This window comes from Vreelandella zhuhanensis, from assembly GCF_009793355.1.
GTDB classification, from domain to species: domain Bacteria; phylum Pseudomonadota; class Gammaproteobacteria; order Pseudomonadales; family Halomonadaceae; genus Vreelandella; species Vreelandella zhuhanensis.
Window position 1 is genome coordinate 255,169 of the sequence record NZ_WTKP01000001.1, and the last position, 20,979, is coordinate 276,147.

A 20,979-nucleotide genomic window follows, 5' to 3' on the forward strand; every position below is an offset into this window, starting at 1 on the left:
ACGGCGCCCGACAGGCGGTTCAACGAAGCTTGAGTGTCGCCAGGCCCAACAGCACCAGTACCACGGTGATGATCCAGAAACGCACGATCACGCGAGGCTCGGGCCAGCCCTTGAGTTCATAATGGTGATGTAGCGGGGCCATGCGGAAAATGCGTCGCCCGGTGAGTTTGTAAGAGCCCACCTGCAGTATCACCGACAACGTTTCCACAACGAAAATGCCACCCATGATGAACAGCACGATTTCCTGACGCACGATCACCGCCACGACACCTAGCGCCGCCCCCAGCGCCAAAGCACCTACGTCACCCATGAACACCTGAGCGGGATAGGTATTGAACCAGAGAAACCCCAGCCCGGCCCCGGCGATCGTGCCGCAGAATACCGCCAGTTCGCCGGCACCGGGAATAAACGGCATGTGCAGGTAGTCGGCAAAGACGCTATTACCGCTGACATAGGCGAATACCGACAGTCCCATGGCCACCAGTACCGTCGGCATGATTGCCAGGCCGTCAAGGCCGTCGGTCAAGTTGACCGCATTGGAACTGCCCACGATCACGAAATAGGTCAGAACGATATAAAACAGCCCCAGGGGTAGCACGAAGTCCTTGAACAGCGGCAGGATCAGGCTGGTTTCCACCGGACTTGCCGCTGTAAAGTACAGCAGTCCCGCAGCGCCCAACCCCACGACAGACTGCCACAGATACTTCCAGCGGGCCGGCAAGCCGCGGGGATTCTTCTCCACCACCTTGCGATAATCATCGACCCAGCCAATTGCGCCAAAGCCGAGCGTGACGCCCAGCACGATCCATACATAGTGATTGCTCAAGTCGCCCCATATCAGCGTACTGAAGGCAATCGCCAACAAGATCATGACGCCGCCCATCGTCGGCGTTCCCGCCTTGGATAGGTGCGATTGCGGACCATCGTCGCGAACGGCTTGGCCGATCTGCCCCTCGACCAGGCGCCGAATCACCCAGGGCCCTAGCCACAAGCAAATCAACAAGGAGGTCAAGGCACCCAGAATGACGCGCAAAGTAAGATAATTGAATACCTGAAACGCACTTTGAAAATGCGCTAGAAAATTCGCCAAATAAAGTAACATGAACGGCGTTTACCTTGGTTTATCCGAACGTAATGCAGCAACGACAGTGTCCATTGCCGCACTACGCGATCCCTTTACCAGAAGACTGGCTCCGGGCGGCAGAGTATTAATGACATGGCGCACCAGCGCCGCATGATCGGTGAAATGTTGCCCTCCTGCGCCGAATGCCCGGCTAGCCGCCTGTGCTGGCTCACCGAAGGTCAACAGGACCTCGATTCCCAGCGCACGGGCCTGATCACCGACCTCGATGTGCAGACGTTCAGCCTCGCTTCCCAGCTCACCCATGGCGCCGAAGGCACACCAATGCGGGCGGGGCAGGCTTGCCAGCGTTTCCAGAGCGGCTTGCATCGCGCCGGGATTGGCATTGTAACTGTCATCCAGAATGCATGCACCGTGCGGCCCGTCTACCGCACACAGCCTGCCCGGCAAGGCGCTCACCTGACTCAAGCGGGAAATCACCTGAGAGGGCTCGACCCCCAAGGCCAGCGCAGCCGCCGAAGCGGCCAGTGCATTACTCACATTATGCTTGCCCAATAAAGGCAATGACACCCGACCAAGCTCGCACCCCGCCGCCGCCAGCGTGAAAGCATAGCGTCCCACGGCATCACAGGAAAGCGCCCGAGCGTGAACCCGGGCACGCTCATCCAGACCGAAACTCCATACCTGGCGAGGCGCGGCAAGCGCCGCCCAGAAGTGGTAATAGACATCATCCAGATTGAGCACCGCCACTCCATCCGCCGAGAGACCTGTGAGTATCTCGCCTTTGGCCTGGGCGATATTCCCCATCCCGCCAAACTCGCCTATATGGGCGCCGGTAACATTGGTGATAACTGCCACCTGCGGCTTGGCCATGGCAGTCGTCCAGGCGATTTCCCCCAAGTGATTGGCGCCCAGCTCGACTACCGCCGATTGATGACACTCATCAAGCTCCAGCAGGGTCAGTGGCGCGCCGATAGCATTATTGAGATTACCCTGGGTGGCCAGGGTCGTTTCGCGGCCGCCCAGCAGTACCGCAAGAATTTCCTTGACCGTGGTCTTGCCGCTATTGCCGGTCACCGCCACCAGCGAATTGCCCCAGCACTCGCGCCGGTAACGTCCCAATAGCCCCAGCGCCAGCTGCGTATCGCTACACTGAATTTGTGGCAATATGTCTGCGACCGGCCTTGCCACCAGGGCGGCGGCGGCACCCTGCTCGCGCGCTTGAGCAATGAAATCATGAGCATCAAACCGCTCGCCTTTCAGCGCCACGAACAAGCACCCAGGAACCACCCGGCGGGTGTCGGTGACGATAGCGGTAAATGCCAGATCCTCCGCTGGCGGTGGTATAGCCAGCGCTTGAGCCACCTCTGCAAGCGTCCACGATCTCATGATGCACGCCGCCGAGCCAGCGCCTGTTGTACTTGCTCGTCATCGGAATAGGGGTGACGGACGCCATCGACTTCCTGATAGGTTTCGTGGCCTTTGCCAGCAATCAACACAACGTCTTCGGGTGCCGCCAAAGCCAGCACCTGAGCAATTGCCTCGCGGCGACCGGCAATGGATAACACGTTTTCCCGCGCCTCAGGGGTGAACCCTGCTAGGATCTGCTCGCGAATCTGTGCAGCGGATTCCCCACGTGGGTTATCGTCGGTTACCACTACCTTGTCAGCATACTGCTCGACAACTCGGGCCATTTGCACACGCTTGCCCGTGTCACGCTCACCGCCGCAACCGAAGACACACCACAAGGCGCCCTGGTCACCCAGATGGGCATGCAGTGCCTGCAAGGCATTGTCCAGCGCATCCGGCGTGTGGGCATAATCGATCACCACGCCAGGAGAGCCTGATTGACATATCAACTGCATGCGCCCGGGTACCGGCAACAGTTTTTCGGCAGCGGCAAACAGCGAAGACAAAGGCTCACCCAAGCCATAAAGCGTAGCCATCGCCAGCAAGACGTTATCCAGGTTGAAGCGCCCCATCAAGGCGAGCGATAACCCCATCTCGCCTTCCGGGGTGGCCACCATTGCCTGCTGACCCAGCGCATGCGGCTGCCAGTCCAACACCCGTAGCGTGACGGCCTCGTCCTGCCCGATGGCCAGCACCCTGACGTCCTTAGAGCAGCCCGCCAGCATCAATCTCGCCAGAGGATCATCGGCATTGACCACCGCCAGCGTCAGTTCGGCGCGGCGAAACAGCTTGGCTTTGGCGGCGGCATAGGCGGCCATGCTGCCATGATAATCAAGATGATCACGGCTCAGGTTGGTGAAGACACCGACTTTCACATTCACCGCATCGAGCCGCTGCTGATCGAGCGCATGAGAGGAAGCCTCAAGCGCGATGCGTGTCACGCCCTGTTCGGCAAGCTCCGCCAGCCTGGCCTGCAATGCCAAGGGACCAGGGGTCGTTAATCCGCTGTCTACCAGAGCGCCCCGACGACCCACACCCAAGGTACCGACTACCCCCGCCGACGTGCCCAACTGCTCGCTGAGAGCGGCGATATAATGCGTGACCGAACTTTTCCCGTTGGTCCCCGTGACGGCCATGACATCCAGTGAATCGGCCACCTTGTATAGCACCTGTCCCAGCTCCCCCAGGCGCATGCCGAGATGGGGCAACTGAATGACGCATCCATCCACCTTGACCTCGCCACTTTTCACATGCGCCAGCACCAATGCCGCTCCCGCCGCCAGGGCGGCCTCGATATACTCACGACCGTCATATTGAGTGCCGGCCACGGCAACGAACACATCGCCTTGGCTAACGCAGCGCGAATCCATCACCAGGCGCACCCTGTCCGGTAGCGGCGGAAGAGTTGAAGGGAAGGTGGCGGTAGGCCATAGGGAGCGTAAAGCGATTAAGAGGTCATTAGGGGATGGCAGCATAAGTTCTCCTGAAGCGATATTAACGCGTCTGTTGGTCCGGCGGCACATCCAGCAAGCGAAGCGCATTGCCGGTCACACTGGAAAACACCGGTGCCGCCACTGCGCCTCCATAGAATTCCCCTGCCTTGGGGTTGTCGATCATCACCACGGTCACGATGCGTGGGTCGGATATCGGTGCGATACCCACGAAAACACTGCGGTAGGCATTTTCTGCGTAACCTTGACTGTTATTCTTGCGAACGGTGCCGGTCTTGCCTCCCACCCGATACCCATCGACCCGTGCCCGACGCCCCCCTGAAGAAGCTCCCACGGAGGTTTCCATGACTTGCAGGAGATCATGGGCAATCGCTGGCTCAATTGCCGGTATCCCGGCAGGCGCTTGGGACAGGCGCAACAGAGAGGGCGGCAAACGTTCTCCACCATTGGCTATCGCCGTGTAAGCACTGGCCAGTTGCAAAGCGGACACCGACAAGCCGTAACCATAGGAAAGAGCAGCACGCTCGCTGCGCGACCAGCGCACCGGTGCCGGCAGACTTCCCGTGGCTTCACCCGGAAAGCCGGTACCGGGGCTTTGTCCAAGACCCAGTTGATTGTACTTTTCCCAGATAGTGGTATCGGATAACTCCAAGGCCAGACGTGACATGCCAATATTGGAAGACTTTTCCAGAATGCCTGCCAAGTCCAGCTCCCCGTAATCACGGATATCATGGATGGTAAACCGATCGATACGCATCCACCCAGGTGAGGTATCCACCACCACGTCGCGATCGAAGACGTCACTTTCCAGAATCGCCGCCATAGCCAGAGGCTTGACCACCGAACCCGGTTCGAACACATCGACAATGGCTTGGTTACGCAACCCGCGCGGGTCGAGCCCTGCGCGATTGTTGGGGTTGTAGGAAGGCAGGTTGGCCATCGCCAGTACTTCACCGGTGTGCGCATCCATCATCACCAGCATGCCGCCGTCGGCGTCATGCTCCGCCACTGCCGAGCGCAGTTCACGATAGGCCATGTATTGCAGACGCTGATCGATGGAAAGCGTCAGCTCACCGCCCGGCTGTGCTTCTTTAACGACGCCCAGTTCGCGCACCAGACGTCCCCGCCGATCTTTAATGACTCGCCGCTGCCCCACATGGCCTGCCAGGTAAGATTGATACGCAAGCTCTAGCCCTTCCTGACCAAAATCATCGACATTGGTTACCCCTAACAACTGGGCTGCCACCTCGCCAGCCGGGTAATAGCGTTTGTATTCACGCTGAGGATAGACCCCAGGCGTGCGTAGATTAAGCACCCGCTGGGCATCATCGGGGGTCATTTGCCGGCGCAAATACATGAATTCATGCTCGCTATAGCGTGCCAACCGAGCATCGAGATTCTCTAGTGACATGCCCAGCGCCTGAGCCAGCATCATGCGCTGGATAGCATCCTCAGGTATTTCCTGAGGATTGGCCCAGAGCGTTACCACTGGCGTGGAAATGGCCAACGGCTCACCGTTACGGTCGGTGATCATACCGCGATGCGCGGGAATCGCTTCATGGCGCAGGGTACGAGCGTCTCCCTGGCTTTGCAGGAAGGGCCGGTCCACCACTTGCAGCAACACGACACGCCCCATCAATACCGCTGTCGCCACCAGAATGAGCCCCAGCATCAGAATGATGCGACCCCTGCCCAGCGGCGGCGCTACCGACGACTCTCGGGAAGTAACGCTGTGGCGCGACATACTCATGGCCTGATGACCTCGACATCATGGACATCAGGAATACGCATACCCAGCCGCTGCGTGGCGATCTGCTCGATACGTGCCGGTGTCGACCAAGCCCCCTCTTCCAGCAGCAACTGGCCCCATTCGGTCTGCAACTGATTTTTTTCCTGCTCTAGTTGCTGCAATTGAGCAAATTGGGTGCGCGTCATATGGCTGGTCGCCACCACTGCCAAGGCCGACACCATACAGCCGACGAACAGGGCAGTGATGATGGCCGACCATAGACTGAGCCGCAGCTTGAAAGGCCACTCGTTATGCAGGGAAGCAAGAAGACGTCCGGGCTGGAGAAGTATCATCATGACCGCTTACGCCAGTTTTCGTGCCGCTCGCATGACGGCACTACGCGCACGTGGATTGGCATCGACTTCACTCGGCCCGGGGCGCTGGCCTTTGCCCAGACCTACCAGGCGGCGGTTGAGCTGATCATCGCGAAGCGGAACGCCACGTGGCACGTCAGTATCACCACGTACGTGCCGGCGAATGAAACGCTTTACTCGGCGATCTTCCAGGGAATGAAAGCTGATTACAACAAGGTGCCCGCCTGGAGCCAGCGCTTCAAGGGCGGCTTCAAGCGCGGCATCGAGCTGCTCAAGCTCTTGATTGAGATAAATGCGCAGAGCCTGGAAAGCCCGCGTGGCTGGATGTTTACCCTTTTCCCACGCCGGGTGAGCGGCTTTCAACACCTCGGCCAGATCGACAGTACGCTCAAAGGGCTTTTCACTACGGCGCTCCACCACCGCACGCGCCAAGCGTTTGGCAAAGCGCTCCTCACCATAGGTCTTGAATACCTGAGCGATTTCCGCTTCCTTGGCACGCACCAAGAAATCAGCGGCACTCTGCCCATGAGAGGGATCCATGCGCATATCAAGCGGGCCATCGCGCATGAAACTGAAACCACGTTCGGGGTCATCCAACTGGGGGGATGATACACCGACATCCAGCAGCACGCCGGCAAGCTTGCCATGCACGCCCTGCTCCATTGCGAACTCACCCAAACGGGCAAAATCGCGCTGGGTAATGAAAAAACGCGGATCATCGAGGTGTCGTGCTTCTTCGATTGCCTGGGGGTCACGATCCATGGCCAACAACCGGCCGGAAGACCCCAGGCGCGCCAGAATGGCACGCGAATGGCCACCACGACCAAAGGTGCCATCCAGATAGACACCCTCGGGATCATTCACCAGTGCCTCCACGGCTCCGTCCAGTAACACACTGGCATGGCGAAAGCCGGAAACGACCTGTTCAGCGTCAGGTGAAGGCATGTACATCTCACACGGTTGAATGGGTGCACAAGCATGCAGCCCTGATAAGAGGGGGAGTCGGCCGATAAGCCGGGTTCTGTCGTGGACAGTCATTCCTCTAGGCATTGCGTCACCACAATGCTCAAGCAACCTACCCGAACCCAGCGCGGGCCACGCCAACGGGTTCCTATTTGGTCTTGCTCCGAGTGGGGTTTACCATGCCACGCACTGTTACCAGGCGCGCGGTGCGCTCTTACCGCACCCTTTCACCCTTACCGGCCTCGAAAGGCTTAGGCGGTCTACTCTCTGCTGCACTTTCCGTCGGCTCACGCCGCCCAGGGGTTACCTGGCACTCTGCCCTATGGAGCCCGGACTTTCCTCCCCTGAGGTTTTGACACCTCAGCGGCGACTGTCTGGCCAACTCCGGCGGCAAGCATACCAGTGCCTTGGCTTACCCTCAATCCCCGCTTTTGATTGCTTGCAGGCGCGCATACCAGACTTGCTTGCGCCCCCCCATCAAACGAGCTGCCACCGAGGCCGCCTGCTTGACGCCAACGCCTTCGGCAAGCAAGGCATCGAGTAACGTCTGGGCCTTTATTTCCTGGCATTCCGAATCCATCTCGGCCTTGTTGCCCTCGACCATCACTACAAATTCGCCGCGTGCCTGATTGGGATCTTCTTCGAGTGTTGCCAGTAATTCACTCGCGGTGCCTTGCAGGAAGGTTTCAAACGTCTTGGTGAGTTCTCGCGCCAACACGATGCGTCGCCCCCCGAACTGTTCATGCAGGGCTTCCAACGTTGCCTGGATACGATGCGGTGACTCATAGAACACCAATGTTTCCGCTCGAGCTTTCCATTCGACCAACTGCTGGCGACGCGCACCTTGCTTGGCAGGAAGAAAACCACAGAACACGAAGCGGTCGGTAGGCAACCCCGCCCCGGAAAGTGCCGTGACCAAGGCACAGGCACCCGGCAGGGGCACGACATGACGATTGCGCGCTCGTAATTCACGCACCAGCACGAACCCCGGGTCGCTGATCAATGGAGTACCGGCATCACTGATCAAGGCGATATTTTCGCCGGCTTCCAAGTAAGCATCCAATGTTTCTACACGCTGGGCTTCGTTATGCTCATGCAGCGACAGCATGGGAACCTTTACACCGAGATGCGTCAACAGCCGGCCGCTGTGGCGCGTGTCTTCCGCTGCCACTCGATCCACTTCCGCCAAAATGCGTGCGGCCCGGGGCGTCATGTCCTCCAGATTCCCAATTGGCGTGGCAACCACGTACAATGTGCCGGCCTTCTTGTGTGTCATCATGACTCCTGATTTGTGGATGGCTTGCACTAACGGTGCGCTATGCTTGTGCAATAGCTCACTAACAGGTGACTTACCAACGAAAGCGTAAACGGGAATTGAGGAAGGATACATGAAACATTCATTGCGTGGCCTGTTGGCCACCACGCTAATTACCTTGCTGGTCGCCGGTTGCACCCTACAACCTCCCTTCCCCGTAGATCGCCTTCCCGAAGGCGATCCCAACCAGCTATTGGAACAAGCCGCTCAGCAGGCCCCCGAGCAAGCAGCCATAACTCGCCTGGAAGCAGCCGATATTCTCGCTCGCCAAGGCCGGCGGGAGCAGGCCCTCGAGATTGCCGACAGCATCGAGGAAAGCAACCTTGCCCAACAAGCGCGCGTGCGCTGGGCATTGCTGTTTTCGGAACTGGCTAGAGGCGAAGACGACCCCAGAGCCGTTCTTAGAGCCACGCAAGTGCTGGATGATGAATTACCTATGAGTGCCGCCCAGCAACGAACCCTTGCTGAACGTCGAGACTGGGCCAGAGCTGTGCTGGATCAACCAGACCCTGCTCTCTTGGCATTGCCCGAATTAGAGGGCCAGGAAATTCGCCATATTGCGGTCTTTCTACCCGAAACAGGCCCGCTTTCCAATGTGGCCGACACGATTGCCATGGCCATGCAACGCCATCAGCAGCTGAGCGACACCTCGGTTCAGTTAAGCTTCATGAATACTTCTCGGGAAAGCTTGGATGCGCTCTATGACCGCGCACGCCAAATGGGTGCCCAGCTGGTGATCGGTCCACTCGACAAGGAAAAAGTCAGCCAGCTTGAGCAACGTGATAGCGTTCCGCTGCCTACACTGGCATTGAACTATGGCAGCGGCGAGCACAACCAGGCACGCCGTTTATTCCAATACGGCCTTTCTGCTGAAGACGAAGCACGCCAAGCCGCTGAGCGCGCCTGGCAGGACGGCCATCGCCAAGCTGCTCTCATGGTCCCCGACAATGAGTGGGGGCGCCGTGTCGGTGAAGCCTTCTGGAATCAATGGCAACGTCAAGGCGGCGACATCACCAATGCAATACGCTATCAGCCCGATAATGCCGTTTCCGCTGCGGTACGCACCGCCCTGAATGTCAGCGGCGAACGCGCTCGCCTGGGCAATATCGACATCCTGTTCTTGCTCGCCCTGCCCGAGTATGCCCGCCAGGTACCGCCTACACTGGATTATTACTACGCTCAAAACCTGCCGATTTACGCAACATCCCATCTACACGAAGGCCGCCTGCAGCCACGGCTGGACAAAGATCTGGATGACGTGATGTTCATGGATATTCCTTGGCAGATTCCGGACGCTGCTGTGGGTGGTAAAGAAGCCTTACCGTTTTATAACACCTACCAGAGCCTGCAAGACAAAGCCGATGCCTCCATGTTTCGCTTGATGGCAATGGGAGTGGACGCCCTGGAAATCGCCTTGGGACTTGCTACTCCCGCCGTATTGGAAAATGGCCTGCAGGGCAGCACCGGCACCTTGCGCCTCACCGCTGACGGACGCATTCGCCGTGAGCTACCCTGGGCCAAATTCCAGAATGGCGTACCCCGCCCCATTCTGACTCCCGGCTTGAACCATGCCGACTGATCCCAAAACCGATTCACGAACGGCTCGCGCTCGAGGCGCGGCCATGGAACGCATTGCCGCTCAGTGGCTGGGCCAGCAAGGCTTGGTCTTGCTGGCCAGTAATCAGCACGCCAAGGGCGGCGAGCTTGACCTGGTGATGCGTGACGGCGAAACCCTGGTGTTTGTCGAAGTCAAACATCGGGTCACTAGTCGTTACGGTCATCCATTGGAAACCGTCACCCCGCGAAAGCAACAGCGCCTGGTGCGCGCAGCGCGTTTTTATCTGGCGCGCAACAAGCTATCATGTGGTTGCCGCTTCGATGTCCTGGCCGTCACCGGCACGCTCCCCGACCTGTCTTTTACCTGGGTCAAGGCAGCCTTCGATGCGTTTTGACCCCCTTTGGACCAGGAAGCCCTCATGGACTTTCAGACACGTATACTCGAGCACTTCAATGCCAGCATTGATACCAAGACCTACGCCAGCGAAGTGCTTCCTCCTTTCATCGAAGTAGCCAGTCAGATGATGGTGCAGAGCTTGGTTAGCGAAGGCAAGATACTCGCCTGCGGCAATGGCGGGAGTGCAGGCGACAGCCAGCATTTTTCCTCGGAGCTATTGAACCGATTCGAGCGTGAACGTCCCAGCCTTCCGGCATTGGCTCTGACGACCGACTCTTCCACCTTGACGTCGATTGCCAATGATTACAGCTACAACGAGGTGTTTTCCAAACAGATTCGCGCTTTGGGCCAGCCCGGCGACGTCCTGCTGGCCATCTCGACCAGCGGCAACTCCGGCAACATCATTCAGGCGATTCAAGCCGCTCATGACCGAGATATGACGGTGGTTGCCTTGACCGGTAGAGATGGTGGCAACATGGCATCCTTGCTGGGTCAGGACGACTGTGAAATCCGTGTACCCGCGACCTCGACCGCCCGCATCCAGGAAGTGCATTTATTAGTAATACACTGCCTGTGTGACCTGATTGATGAACAATTATTTGGTGGTACCGACTAGCTTGTTGATCACACCGCCTTCAAATCCCAAGAACATCGCTGTAGCAAGGAGTGTATGCATGAGCTATCAATCACGTACTAGATGGATGGCAGTGGCCGGCGTCTGCCTGTCACTGTTGATCGGCGGCTGCGCCACCAATATGGCCGACCAAACCAATTATGGCCAACGCAGCGAGGACGTAGAAGCCATTGACAGCACAGTGGAGCGCGAAGTCGGCCGCGCCTTGGCACGCGCCGATGCTCGCCTGGACGATGCGCGCATCCGCCCGCACAGCTTCAATGGCAAGGTATTGCTGGTAGGGCAAGTACCTAGCCAGGAACTCAAGGAACGCGCAGAGGAAGTCACCGGAAACTTGCGCGGTGTGAATGAAGTACACAACGAGCTGACTGTGGCAGGCAACCTGTCGGCCAGCCAACGGCTAACGGATGCCTGGCTGACCACGAATGTCATTAGTCAACTTGCCACCAACGACCGTATCGACTCTTCCAAGCTTAAGGTAACCACTGAAAACGCCAGTGTTTATTTAATGGGCATTGTCAGCCGTGAAGAAGCGGACCGTATTGTTCGGACGGTCTCGAACGTGAATGGCGTTCAGCGCATCGTCAAGGCATTCGACTATCTGGACTGACATCTCCAGATATAGCGCCCTCACTAGACAATAATGCTCAGCACAACAAACGGGCCCCGACAATGTGTTTGCCAGGGCCCGTTTTATTTTCAGCTATCCTAGCTTCCATCCATTACTTTATAACTCGCAACGTCGGGCGTTTTCTGGATGTCTTGCTATCCGAACCAGGCTTGCTATCGGAGCTACCCGTATCCTTCGGCTCAGCAGGCTCGGGTACCTCTTGATCCTCATTCCCCTCGGTCGGCTGGGTAATGCTCAGCTCAGGGCGCCGGTTTCCACGAGATGCTGGCTCGCTTTCATTAGTCTCGCCAGAAGGAGTCAATACCGGCTCATGACCGAAGACCATTCCTACGCCATTCTCGCGCGCATAAATAGCAATCAATGCCTCAGTGGGTATCATCACTTGCATCGGCTGGCCACCAAAGCGCGCATTGAAACCAACGGCTTGGTTTTCCATGAAGAAATCGCGCACTGCCGTAGGCGCCACATTAAGCACGATTTGCCCATTCTGAACGAATTGGCGCGGCACTTCGACACCGGGCAGGTCCGCATCCACCACTAGATAAGGCGTCAATTCGTTGTCCAGTAGCCACTGATAAAGCGCTCTGGCGAGATAAGGACGGCTTGAATGCATCGCGCGCTCCTTCCTAGAGTTGAAAGCCCCGGATTCATACCAATCTCTCCGGGGCCGACGGGTTCAGGATCGCATTTCTTTTTCACGTTCACTCAACGACGCCTTGAAGGCATCACGTTCAAAAACGCGCTTCATGTAGCTCAGTAATGGCTGCACCTGCTTTTCAGGCAACTCGATATTGAGATCGGGCAAACGCCACAAGATCGGCGTCAAGCAGCAATCTACCAGAGTGAATTCTTCACTCATGAAAAACGGCATGTCTTCAAAAATAGGTGAAATACCGATCAGGCTCTCCCGTAGCTCCTTGCGCGCCTTGTCCGCTTCTTTTTTTCCACCCGTACGGATCTGCTCGACCATGGGGCACCACTCACGCTCGATACGGTGCATCCACAAACGACTTTGCGCTCGCGCCACCGGGTATACCGGCAGCAGCGGAGGATGCGGGAAGCGCTCATCCAGGTATTCCATCATCACCTTGGATTCATACAACACTAAATCACGATCCAGCAGTGTCGGAACACTGTTATAGGGATTCAGGTCAGCCAACTCTTCCGGCGGTTGTTCGTCGTTGACTTCCACAATATCCACGGCGACGCCTTTCTCGGCCAGCACGATACGCACGCGATGACTGAAATGATCATCACTGCCTGAATAAAAAATCATCGACGACCGTTTGGCCACAACACCCATGAAACCATCCTCGCATCAAATCAAGCGTTGATAATAACATGCCCACACCAAGTTAGGCGAAGACATGTACCAGCATTCACTCTATATAAAAACACAAAGGGCGCGCGGTTTTCACCGTGCGCCCTGATGATCTGATCAGTCAATGATCAGTGTACGTCTCGCCAATACTCGCGCTTGAGCAGATAAGCGATAACTCCGAAAATAAAGATGAATATCAGCACCTTAGGAGCCAAGGCTTGAGCCTGGAGCTTGGAAGGCTCACCGACGTAAGCCAGAAAGTTGGTCAGGTCGTAGGCCACTTCTTCGAACTCAGCCGGCTCCATGCTGCCCGGCTGAGTCACTTGAAGTACGCCACAGGCCTGGTACTTGCCCGTCAAGGGGTCAAGCTCAGCGCCTTCGACAGGGCGATCCACCGCGGCACAGACCTTCTCCTGAACCCCCTGCAAGGGTTCAAGCACGTTAGGCATGGCCACCAACTCGAAGACTGAATTGTTGACCCCGAAAGGACGGCTTGGATCCTTGTAGAAACTCAGCAGGTAAGAATAAATCCAATCGGTGCCTCGCACCCTTGAGCGCAGCGTCAGGTCCGGCGGCGGCGCACCAAACCAGTTTTCACCATCTTCATTCTTCATGGCGTTATGCATCTGGTCATTGAAGGCCAGGCTGGACGAGAAGATTAAATTATCTTCCACCAGATCCTGTGGCATCCCCAGATCTTCCGCAGCCCGCGCAAAGCGTTGATGCTCCAAGGAATGACAGCCCATGCAATAGTTTACATAAAGCTTCATCCCACGCTGAAGTGAATCCTGATCCTGCAGATCGGGCGTCATCGAGTGAGGAACGTCTTCTCCGCCAGCTCCCCATGCCATGAAAGGCATCAGGGCAAATAGCAGCACAAACAGTTGCTTTTTCATTAGCCAGTCACCCTTTCCGGAACGGGTTTGGTCTTCTCCAGCTTGGTGTATATAGGCATCAGCAGGAAGAAGGCGAAGTACAGGGCAGTGCAAATCTGAGCCACCACAGTGCGTGCAGCTGTTGTCGGCAATGCCCCGAGAATTCCCAGGATGATGAAGCTGATGGCAAATACCGCTAGCGCCACCTTGGACATCCAGCCTTTGTAACGAATGGACAGAACCGGGCTACGGTCCAGCCATGGCAGCACGAACAGAACCGCAATGGCACCACCCATAAAGAGAACGCCGAGGAACTTTGCATCCAGGCCAAACAGGCTGAACGTAATGGCGCGCAGGATGGCGTAGAAAGGCGTGAAGTACCAAACTGGTGCAATGTGATCAGGCGTCACGAGCGGGTTGGCAGGTTCAAAGTTAGGCTTCTCGAGGAAATAGCCCCCACCTTCCGGAAAGTAGAAGATTACAACAGCGAAGACAAACAAGAAAATGGCAATACCCACCAAGTCCTTCACGGTGTAGTAAGGATGGAAAGGAATGCCATCCAGCGGCTTGCCGGTTTCATCTTTCTTGGCCTTGATGTTGACCCCATCCGGGTTGTTGGAACCCACCTCATGCAAAGCAATAATGTGCAGCACTACCAATGCCAGAATAACGATGGGCAACGCCACCACATGCAAGGCAAAGAAGCGGTTCAAGGTGATACCGGAAATCAAAAAGTCACCGCGTATCCACTGGGTAAGATCTCCACCGATCACCGGAATCGCTGAGAACAGCGAAATGATTACTTGGGCTCCCCAGTAGGACATCTGCCCCCAAGGCAAGAGGTAACCCATGAAAGCTTCCGCCATCAAGGCAAGGTAAATTGCCATGCCGAAGATCCAGATCAACTCACGCGGCGCCTTGTAGGAGCCATACATCAATGCCCGAAACATATGTAGATAGATCACTGCAAAAAATGCCGTGGCCCCGGTGGAATGCATATAGCGGATCAACCAACCGAATTCGACATCCCGCATGATGTATTCAACGGAGGCAAAGGCGCCTTCAGCAGAAGGGTTGTAGCTCATGGTCAACCAGACACCGGTGAGTATCTGATTGACCAGCACCACCATGGCCAACACACCGAAAATATAGAAGAAATTGAAATTCTTGGGAGCGTAATACTGGGTCAGGTGCTCCTGAACCATCTGTGTGGCGGGAAAGCGGTCATCAATCCAGCGCATGAAGCCGCTTTCCGCCTTGGCTTTGTTCGGGTTACCCATCAGGCAGCCTCCTCATCTTCGCCGACGATAATGTCGTCGCCTTCAAAGCGGTACGGGGGCACTTCCAGATTGGTGGGTGCCGGCACATTGACGAACACACGGCCCGCCAGGTCAAAGTAGGAACCATGGCATGGACAGAAGAAACCACCCGGCCAGTTATCGGTTACCGCCGCCTCGGGTTCGGGGCGATACAAGGGCGAGCAACCCAAGTGAGTACAGATACCGATCAAAACACCGATTTCCGGACGAATGGAGCGCAGCTCGCTAGAAGCATATGCAGGCTGCTGTGGAACACTTGAATCTGGATCAGCCAACCGCTCCGATTCGATACCCAAGGTACGCTCAAGCATTTCGGGCGTACGATTGATAACCCATATGGGACGTCCACGCCATTCGACGGTCATCCGCTGCCCCGCCTCAAGCTTGGAAATATCTGCTCGAACCGGCGCACCCGCCGCTCTCGCCCTGGCACTGGGCTGCCAGGAAGCCACAAAGGGGACCGCAACCCCGACAGCACCTACCGCACCTACCACGGTAGTAGCGCCCACGAGGAAACGGCGCCGGCCTTTGTTTACGCCGTTATCTGCCATTAAGGTTTCTCCCATCAACTTATCCGTTACATTACCCCAAGGAAGGCGTTCCGGGGCAACGGATATCAAATGCGTTCTATGTTAAAAAAACATGCCGCTTCGCACAAGGACAACAAGCCTTGACCAAGGTGGTAGACAGAACGTAATTCATTGATATTAAAACAAAAACGCCCAGGCCAAATAGACCCGGGCGTTTTGCCGCATAGCGTAAAATTAACGCTTGGAGAACTGCGGGCGGCGACGCGCTTTGCGCAGGCCGACTTTCTTACGTTCAACCTGGCGCGCATCGCGCGTTACATAGCCAGCTTCACGCAGGGCAGGACGGAAGTCCTCATTATACACCATCAAGGCACGTGTTATGCCGTGACGGATAGCCCCTGCCTGTGAAGAACCACCACCACCGGCGACAGTGACGTAGGCGTCGAACTGGTTCAAAGTGTCGGTCAATTCGAGCGGCTGACGAACCACCATACGACCGGTAACCCGACCGAAATATGAATCCAGGTCGTGATTATTGACGACGATCTTGCCGGAGCCCGGCTTCAGAAACACACGGGCAGTGGAAGTCTTGCGGCGCCCGGTACCATAATACTGTTGAGTCATGGCGAAGCTTTCCTCAGAGGTTCAGTTCAAGCGGCTGCTGGGCAGCATGCGGATGCTCGGCACCGGCATATACTTTGAGCTTGGTGTACATGGCACGGCCCATGGGGCCCTTGGGCAGCATGCCCTTGACCGCAGACTCGATAACGCGCTCGGGAGCGTAAGCAATCATCTTGTCGAAGGTCATGGAACGCAGGCCGCCCGGATAACCGGTGTGGCGATAATAGGTTTTCGCCTTGGCCTTGTTACCGGTCACATGGACTTTCTCGGCGTTGATCACGACGATGTAGTCGCCAGTATCAACGTGAGGGGTAAATTCGGGCTTGTGCTTACCGCGCAAACGGCGAGCAATTTCGGTAGCCAGACGACCGAGCGTCTTGTCCTTAGCGTCGACAACATACCAGTCGCGCTGGACGGACTGCGGCTTAGCACTGAACGTCTTCATGGATGGAATCACCAGATTAAGTGTATTGGGTTCTTTCCTCGATAAACTGAGGATAAACCGTCCCTATTTTTTTTGGTTGCGACTTCTGCTGGCTTGCCGCCATTAGAGCCAACAACGTAATGCTGTAATGCGAGGCGGCATTCTACATCAACCCTTTCCCCAAGTTAAGCACAACCAGCAACATTTCAGTCGTCACGGTGAGAGGCGCTCAAGGCTTGTGAGCCAAAGCCAGATATTCATGGGACTGCATCTCCTCCAAGCGCGACAGCGTACGCTGGAACTCGAACTTCAAACGTCCATCCAGATATAGCTGCGCCACCGGCACTTCCGCCGACATCAGCAACTTGACACCCCGATCATAGAACTCATCGACCATATTGATGAAACGCCGTATCTGGTCATCCTTGCTTGCATCCATTTGTTTTACATTGGAGACCAGTACGGTATGAAACTCACGTGCAAGCTCGATATAGTCGTTTTGACTTCGCGGCCCATCACATAATTCGGCAAACTCGAACCAGACTACGTCGTCATGAAGACAGCGCGCGGTGAGAACACGATGATTGATTTCCAAAGGAGCATTAGCTTCCCCTGGGTGACCGGCAATTTCACGAAAACTGCGCGCCAATTCCTTTTCGGCCGCTTCATCCAGCGGCGAATGAAAGATTTCCGCCCTCTCCAAGGCTCGCAGCCGATAATCCACACCCGAGTCGACATTGACTACCCGGCAATGACGCTTCAGCAGCTCGATTGCCGGTAGAAAACGGGCACGCTGCAAGCCGTCCTTGTAGAGCTGATCAGGCACGATATTGGAGGTAGTCACCAGCACCACACCACGCTCGAATAATGCTTCCAGAAGATTTGCCAAAATCATTGCATCGGTGATGTCCTTGACGAAAAATTCATCGAAACAAATGACACGCGCCTCGGAGGCAAATTTTCCGGCAATCAAGGCCAAAGGGTTCTTCTCTCCCTTATAATGGCCTAATTCATTATGCACACGCTGCATGAAGCGATGAAAGTGCGTGCGCATCTTCTCAGGAAAGGGCAAGGCTTCATAGAAAGTATCCACCAGATAGGTCTTGCCCCGCCCTACTCCTCCCCAGAAATACAAGCCACGTATTGCGGGCTCCGAAAGAGCGCCGTTCGTATCAGGCTTTCTTCCCAACAACCCCGCCATGCGGGCCTTTAATCCTTTAGTCGCCACCACGGATTTTGGTGTAGGCGCGGGCGTCGCCACCAACTCATCGTACAATCGCTGCAAATGGGCAACAGCAGCTTCCTGAGCTGGGTCGTAGGCAAAGTCGTCCCGCACCAGATCGGCACGATAGCGCTCTACTGGTGTAGCGGGCCTGGTCGCTCCCCGCTCGGTCGTTGGCGTTGCGTTCATCCAGCTTCCCCCGACGGCGTGAAATATAGATGGCGCAGTCACTCTGGCTGCGCCCTCAAGAGGCGGTAATTATACGCCGACTGCATGCTAAGCGCATGATTGGATTGACCCGACTATCAACCTGCCCTCTATAATGGTGTTGCCGGGGTTTACTTAACGCCCTTTTATCGGGATATTCATTACGCCAGTATCCGGCATGTTTAGGCGCCAGGGAGAATAACGTGGAAGCAAACACCCAGCTGACGTTTGCCATTATCGGCATCGTAATCGGTATTGTGATTGGAATAGTCGGCTATCGCTTATTTAGCAAAAGCCACCGTGAAATCCAGAAAATGAGGCAGAAACTACTGGAGCGAGACCACCAGCTAGCCGAACTTAAGGGCGGTATGGGGGAAAACCTGCTCAGCATTCAACAGCGTCTCAACAATATTCGTCATGAAGCGGATCAACTGGAAAATCAACTCAATGACGATGCCAGCCGCTGGCAACTGGAAGGTGTTTCATCCCGCCTGGACGTACCAGGACAGGATGCGCGCTCTCAGCCGACAGACTCAACTCCAGGTGAAACGCCGCCCAGCGTGCCACGCGACTATGCGGACGGCAGCAGTGGTACGCTTTCCGAAGACTTCGGCCTCAGAGACAACCAGGAAGCGCCACAGCCGCCACGCTATTGAGTCCGGTGACAGCGAGTGCCGTTTGCGTCTGGCGCCAAGCGTCGCTTACCAGCGTGACACCTTCTATCTATAGCAGACACCCCAAACTATCCAGCCCCGCTTAGGCGGGGTTTGGAATGTCCACGAAACGGTGCATGACGCCATACTCGCGAGATAGCCACTCGCCTAATGCCTGAATGCCGTAACGTTCGGTGGCGTGATGCCCAGCAGCCAGATAATGAATCCCCATCTCTCTTGCCAGATGCGTGGTCCGTTCCGATATCTCGCCGGAGATAAACGCCTGGGCACCGCCTTCATATGCTGCGCCGATCATGTCCTGCGCACCTCCTGTGCACCATGCCACGCGCTCGATGGGCTGTTCGGAAGATGCTTCAATCAACAATGGTTCACGGCCTAGCTTTTGCGTCAGCTGCTGCGCAAGCTCACCGCTTGTCATAGGCTGCGGCAGACGCCCTTTCCATAACAGACCTTCCCCGAGCTCAGCATCAATACAACCCTCGACTTGCCAGCCAAGATGACGCGCCAATTCAGCGTTATTACCCAGAACGGCGTGAGCATCCAGAGGCAGGTGGTAAGCCACCAGATTGATATCATGGGTCAACAACGTCTTGATGCGTCGTTGCTTCATACCGGTAATTGCCAGCGGTTCGTTTTTCCAAAAATATCCATGATGTACCAACAGCATATCGGCGTTCCAAGCTACGGCCTCGTCCAGCAAGGCCTGGCAGGCAGTCACTCCCGTCATGACACGCGTCACATGCTCGCGCCCAGACACCTGTAGCCCATTGAGAGTGAAATCTTTGAAACGCTTTATATGCAGCTCGTTATCACAGGCAGCCACCAACCTAGCGCTTTCCACCATGCACCTTCTCCTCAGGTTAGTCTTTTCTTGTTTAACGTTCGTCGATCTGAATGCGTCGAACTGAAAGTGTTACGATAACGTCATTGTAAAATATCGGCATGGTTACTGTGAGCCATTGCCTGGACCAAGGGAAACGTTGCATGCCACGTTTAATGCTGCCTTATATCTGGCCCGTCATTGCCGGAGTTCTGCTCGCCGGCCTGCTGCTTATCGCCTTTCCCGAGCAATTATCTTCGCCATTAAGCCCTACCAGGCCCGAAACGCCCTCGTCTCCACCGCTTTCTTTGGTGCCTACAGCGGAGCAGGAGCTTTCTCGCTCGGCTCCTGAAATCCGCCAAGCGGCACCACTGTCCAGCATACAAGGGCCTGTTAGTTACGCCGATGCGGTCAATCAGGCAGCGCCTGCGGTGGTCAATATCTATTCTTCACGTATCGTTGAACGCGACCAGCATCCGTTGATGTCCGATCCTTTCTTCCAGCAGTTTTTTGGCGGTGACGACACCACTAATCAGCAACGCATGCTGTCAAGCCTTGGGTCTGGCGTCATCGTCAGCCAAGATGGTTATGTATTGACCAATCATCACGTGATCAGCGGTGCCGATGAAATACAGGTGGCCCTGCGTGACGGTAGAGAAACCTTGGCCGAAGTGATAGGCACTGACCCCGAAAGCGACCTGGCAGTGTTGCGCATTCCCCTTGAGAGCTTGCCAAGTATTACATTGGCCGATTCCACGGCAGTGGCCGTGGGTGACGTTGCCTTGGCTATCGGCAACCCTTTTGGGGTCGGTCAGACCGTGACCATGGGAATCATCAGCGCAACAGGGCGCAACCATCTGGGGCTTAACGCTTACGAAGACTTCATTCAGACCGATGCGGCCATCAACCCCGGCAACTCCGGCGGTGCTCTGGTCAATGCTGAGGGAGCCCTGGTCGGAATTAATACCGCCATTTTCTCCCGCTCGGGTGGCTCGCAAGGTATCGGCTTCGCCATTCCGGCCAACCTGGCCCACAGCATTCTTGATGAACTCGTCACTCAAGGACGGGTGATTCGTGGCTGGCTGGGCATTGAAGCCCAGGCATTATCCCGCGAATTGGCTGCATCTTTCGGATTACGCGTCCCCCAGGGGGTGATCGTATCCAGTGTAGTTGAAGGCGGCCCAGCCGCAGAAGCCGGCCTACAACCCGGGGACGTGCTGCTCGAAGTGGATGGTCGCCCCATCATGGACGCCCCCACGACCATGAGCGAGGTCGCCTCCATCCCCCCCGGCACCACGCTCCCACTGACCGTGGTACGTAACGGCGAACGCCTGCAGATAACGCTTGAAGTAGGCGAGCGCCCAGTCCCCACCCTGAGAGCACAGCGCAGGGCGGAGCAAGACAGGTCCACCCCCTGAGCCGTT

Annotated in this window: 22 protein-coding genes and 1 other RNA gene; 6 read left to right on the top strand and 17 right to left on the bottom strand. The window is 56.4% G+C overall.

Annotation, left to right across the window (positions count from 1 at the left end; genetic code table 11):
• Positions 1-19: 19 nt before the first annotated feature.
• The 8 genes from mraY to rsmI form a co-directional block, all read right to left on the bottom strand.
• A complete protein-coding gene (mraY, locus tag GPM19_RS01115) occupies positions 20-1,102 on the bottom strand; it encodes a phospho-N-acetylmuramoyl-pentapeptide-transferase (protein ID WP_160417044.1) in 1,083 nt (360 codons plus the stop codon).
• A 9-nt stretch (positions 1,103-1,111) separates the two neighbouring features.
• Complete coding sequence (locus GPM19_RS01120; protein WP_160417045.1) at positions 1,112-2,470, bottom strand: UDP-N-acetylmuramoyl-tripeptide--D-alanyl-D-alanine ligase; 1,359 nt, start codon at positions 2,468-2,470, stop codon at positions 1,112-1,114.
• Positions 2,467-3,966, bottom strand: coding sequence for a UDP-N-acetylmuramoyl-L-alanyl-D-glutamate--2,6-diaminopimelate ligase (locus GPM19_RS01125; RefSeq protein ID WP_160417046.1), 1,500 nt, complete (start codon positions 3,964-3,966; stop codon positions 2,467-2,469). The genes GPM19_RS01120 and GPM19_RS01125 overlap by 4 nt, the downstream gene beginning before the upstream one ends.
• Positions 3,967-3,985: 19 nt before the next feature.
• Positions 3,986-5,692, bottom strand: coding sequence for a peptidoglycan D,D-transpeptidase FtsI family protein (locus GPM19_RS01130; RefSeq protein ID WP_160417047.1), 1,707 nt, complete (start codon positions 5,690-5,692; stop codon positions 3,986-3,988).
• Positions 5,689-6,024, bottom strand: a complete 336-nt coding sequence (gene ftsL / locus GPM19_RS01135; RefSeq protein ID WP_160417258.1) for a cell division protein FtsL — start codon at positions 6,022-6,024, stop codon at positions 5,689-5,691. The genes GPM19_RS01130 and ftsL overlap by 4 nt, the downstream gene beginning before the upstream one ends.
• A gap of 9 nt (positions 6,025-6,033) precedes the next feature.
• A complete protein-coding gene (rsmH, locus tag GPM19_RS01140) occupies positions 6,034-6,990 on the bottom strand; it encodes a 16S rRNA (cytosine(1402)-N(4))-methyltransferase RsmH (protein WP_160417048.1) in 957 nt (318 codons plus the stop codon).
• 49 nt (positions 6,991-7,039) lie between these two features.
• Positions 7,040-7,394: RNase P RNA component class A (rnpB, locus tag GPM19_RS01145), an RNA gene on the bottom strand.
• 32 nt (positions 7,395-7,426) lie between these two features.
• Positions 7,427-8,284 (bottom strand): 16S rRNA (cytidine(1402)-2'-O)-methyltransferase, encoded by an 858-nt coding sequence (rsmI, locus tag GPM19_RS01150; protein ID WP_160417049.1) that lies wholly within the window; start codon positions 8,282-8,284, stop codon positions 7,427-7,429.
• A 112-nt stretch (positions 8,285-8,396) separates the two neighbouring features.
• On the opposite strand from rsmI, the gene GPM19_RS01155 reads away from it, so the two are divergent.
• Genes GPM19_RS01155 through GPM19_RS01170 form a run of 4 tightly spaced genes read left to right on the top strand, consistent with a single transcriptional unit; the run spans position 8,397 to position 11,521 of the window.
• Positions 8,397-9,902, top strand: coding sequence for a penicillin-binding protein activator (locus tag GPM19_RS01155; protein WP_160417050.1), 1,506 nt, complete (start codon positions 8,397-8,399; stop codon positions 9,900-9,902).
• Positions 9,892-10,275 carry a YraN family protein gene (locus GPM19_RS01160; RefSeq protein WP_160417051.1) on the top strand — a complete coding sequence of 128 codons (384 nt, stop codon included), beginning with the start codon at positions 9,892-9,894 and terminating at the stop codon, positions 10,273-10,275. Before GPM19_RS01155 ends, GPM19_RS01160 begins: the two co-directional genes overlap by 11 nt.
• A 24-nt stretch (positions 10,276-10,299) precedes the next feature.
• Positions 10,300-10,893, top strand: a complete 594-nt coding sequence (locus GPM19_RS01165; RefSeq protein ID WP_160417052.1) for a phosphoheptose isomerase — start codon at positions 10,300-10,302, stop codon at positions 10,891-10,893.
• 58 nt (positions 10,894-10,951) lie between these two features.
• Positions 10,952-11,521, top strand: a complete 570-nt coding sequence (locus GPM19_RS01170; protein ID WP_160417053.1) for a BON domain-containing protein — start codon at positions 10,952-10,954, stop codon at positions 11,519-11,521.
• Positions 11,522-11,633: 112 nt separating this feature from the next.
• Here GPM19_RS01170 and GPM19_RS01175 read toward each other — a convergent pair whose 3' ends face one another.
• The 8 genes from GPM19_RS01175 to zapE all read right to left on the bottom strand — a co-directional run bounded on the left by GPM19_RS01175 (position 11,634) and on the right by zapE (position 18,043).
• Entirely contained in the window at positions 11,634-12,155 is a 522-nt protein-coding gene (locus GPM19_RS01175) for a ClpXP protease specificity-enhancing factor (RefSeq protein ID WP_160417054.1), read from the bottom strand.
• A gap of 63 nt (positions 12,156-12,218) precedes the next feature.
• A complete protein-coding gene (gene sspA, locus GPM19_RS01180) occupies positions 12,219-12,845 on the bottom strand; it encodes a stringent starvation protein SspA (RefSeq protein WP_114487668.1) in 627 nt (208 codons plus the stop codon).
• Positions 12,846-12,991: 146 nt separating this feature from the next.
• Positions 12,992-13,759 carry a cytochrome c1 gene (locus GPM19_RS01185; RefSeq protein WP_160417055.1) on the bottom strand — a complete coding sequence of 256 codons (768 nt, stop codon included), beginning with the start codon at positions 13,757-13,759 and terminating at the stop codon, positions 12,992-12,994.
• Entirely contained in the window at positions 13,759-15,018 is a 1,260-nt protein-coding gene (locus GPM19_RS01190; RefSeq protein ID WP_160417056.1) for a cytochrome b, read from the bottom strand. The genes GPM19_RS01185 and GPM19_RS01190 overlap by 1 nt, the downstream gene beginning before the upstream one ends.
• Positions 15,018-15,608 carry a ubiquinol-cytochrome c reductase iron-sulfur subunit gene (gene petA / locus GPM19_RS01195; protein ID WP_160417259.1) on the bottom strand — a complete coding sequence of 197 codons (591 nt, stop codon included), beginning with the start codon at positions 15,606-15,608 and terminating at the stop codon, positions 15,018-15,020. Before petA ends, GPM19_RS01190 begins: the two co-directional genes overlap by 1 nt.
• A gap of 213 nt (positions 15,609-15,821) precedes the next feature.
• Positions 15,822-16,211, bottom strand: coding sequence for a 30S ribosomal protein S9 (rpsI, locus tag GPM19_RS01200; RefSeq protein WP_114487671.1), 390 nt, complete (start codon positions 16,209-16,211; stop codon positions 15,822-15,824).
• A 13-nt stretch (positions 16,212-16,224) separates the two neighbouring features.
• The gene (gene rplM / locus GPM19_RS01205) at positions 16,225-16,653 is read right to left on the bottom strand and encodes a 50S ribosomal protein L13 (RefSeq protein ID WP_114487672.1); all 429 of its coding nucleotides are present in this window, start codon (positions 16,651-16,653) and stop codon (positions 16,225-16,227) included.
• A 208-nt stretch (positions 16,654-16,861) separates the two neighbouring features.
• Entirely contained in the window at positions 16,862-18,043 is a 1,182-nt protein-coding gene (gene zapE, locus GPM19_RS01210; protein WP_160417057.1) for a cell division protein ZapE, read from the bottom strand.
• Between the two features lie 221 nt (positions 18,044-18,264).
• On the opposite strand from zapE, the gene GPM19_RS01215 reads away from it, so the two are divergent.
• Entirely contained in the window at positions 18,265-18,717 is a 453-nt protein-coding gene (locus GPM19_RS01215; RefSeq protein WP_160417058.1) for a ZapG family protein, read from the top strand.
• Positions 18,718-18,817: 100 nt separating this feature from the next.
• On the opposite strand, the gene GPM19_RS01220 is transcribed toward GPM19_RS01215, so the two are convergent.
• Positions 18,818-19,579, bottom strand: coding sequence for a Nif3-like dinuclear metal center hexameric protein (locus GPM19_RS01220; RefSeq protein WP_160417059.1), 762 nt, complete (start codon positions 19,577-19,579; stop codon positions 18,818-18,820).
• Between the two features lie 140 nt (positions 19,580-19,719).
• On the opposite strand from GPM19_RS01220, the gene GPM19_RS01225 reads away from it, so the two are divergent.
• Positions 19,720-20,973, top strand: coding sequence for a Do family serine endopeptidase (locus GPM19_RS01225; RefSeq protein WP_160417060.1), 1,254 nt, complete (start codon positions 19,720-19,722; stop codon positions 20,971-20,973).
• Positions 20,974-20,979: the final 6 nt, after the last annotated feature.

What these genes read in the sequence shown, in the direction of transcription:
- mraY (WP_160417044.1), bottom strand. Translation starts at nt 1,102, where the DNA reads ATGTTACTTTATTTGGCGAATTTTCTAGCGCATTTTCAAAGTGCGTTT.
- GPM19_RS01120 (WP_160417045.1), bottom strand. Translation starts at nt 2,470, where the DNA reads ATGAGATCGTGGACGCTTGCAGAGGTGGCTCAAGCGCTGGCTATACCA.
- GPM19_RS01125 (WP_160417046.1), bottom strand. Translation starts at nt 3,966, where the DNA reads ATGCTGCCATCCCCTAATGACCTCTTAATCGCTTTACGCTCCCTATGG.
- GPM19_RS01130 (WP_160417047.1), bottom strand. Translation starts at nt 5,692, where the DNA reads ATGAGTATGTCGCGCCACAGCGTTACTTCCCGAGAGTCGTCGGTAGCG.
- ftsL (WP_160417258.1), bottom strand. Translation starts at nt 6,024, where the DNA reads ATGATACTTCTCCAGCCCGGACGTCTTCTTGCTTCCCTGCATAACGAG.
- rsmH (WP_160417048.1), bottom strand. Translation starts at nt 6,990, where the DNA reads ATGCCTTCACCTGACGCTGAACAGGTCGTTTCCGGCTTTCGCCATGCC.
- rsmI (WP_160417049.1), bottom strand. Translation starts at nt 8,284, where the DNA reads ATGACACACAAGAAGGCCGGCACATTGTACGTGGTTGCCACGCCAATT.
- GPM19_RS01155 (WP_160417050.1), top strand. Translation starts at nt 8,397, where the DNA reads ATGAAACATTCATTGCGTGGCCTGTTGGCCACCACGCTAATTACCTTG.
- GPM19_RS01160 (WP_160417051.1), top strand. Translation starts at nt 9,892, where the DNA reads ATGCCGACTGATCCCAAAACCGATTCACGAACGGCTCGCGCTCGAGGC.
- GPM19_RS01165 (WP_160417052.1), top strand. Translation starts at nt 10,300, where the DNA reads ATGGACTTTCAGACACGTATACTCGAGCACTTCAATGCCAGCATTGAT.
- GPM19_RS01170 (WP_160417053.1), top strand. Translation starts at nt 10,952, where the DNA reads ATGAGCTATCAATCACGTACTAGATGGATGGCAGTGGCCGGCGTCTGC.
- GPM19_RS01175 (WP_160417054.1), bottom strand. Translation starts at nt 12,155, where the DNA reads ATGCATTCAAGCCGTCCTTATCTCGCCAGAGCGCTTTATCAGTGGCTA.
- sspA (WP_114487668.1), bottom strand. Translation starts at nt 12,845, where the DNA reads ATGGGTGTTGTGGCCAAACGGTCGTCGATGATTTTTTATTCAGGCAGT.
- GPM19_RS01185 (WP_160417055.1), bottom strand. Translation starts at nt 13,759, where the DNA reads ATGAAAAAGCAACTGTTTGTGCTGCTATTTGCCCTGATGCCTTTCATG.
- GPM19_RS01190 (WP_160417056.1), bottom strand. Translation starts at nt 15,018, where the DNA reads ATGGGTAACCCGAACAAAGCCAAGGCGGAAAGCGGCTTCATGCGCTGG.
- petA (WP_160417259.1), bottom strand. Translation starts at nt 15,608, where the DNA reads ATGGCAGATAACGGCGTAAACAAAGGCCGGCGCCGTTTCCTCGTGGGC.
- rpsI (WP_114487671.1), bottom strand. Translation starts at nt 16,211, where the DNA reads ATGACTCAACAGTATTATGGTACCGGGCGCCGCAAGACTTCCACTGCC.
- rplM (WP_114487672.1), bottom strand. Translation starts at nt 16,653, where the DNA reads ATGAAGACGTTCAGTGCTAAGCCGCAGTCCGTCCAGCGCGACTGGTAT.
- zapE (WP_160417057.1), bottom strand. Translation starts at nt 18,043, where the DNA reads ATGAACGCAACGCCAACGACCGAGCGGGGAGCGACCAGGCCCGCTACA.
- GPM19_RS01220 (WP_160417059.1), bottom strand. Translation starts at nt 19,579, where the DNA reads ATGGTGGAAAGCGCTAGGTTGGTGGCTGCCTGTGATAACGAGCTGCAT.
- GPM19_RS01225 (WP_160417060.1), top strand. Translation starts at nt 19,720, where the DNA reads ATGCCACGTTTAATGCTGCCTTATATCTGGCCCGTCATTGCCGGAGTT.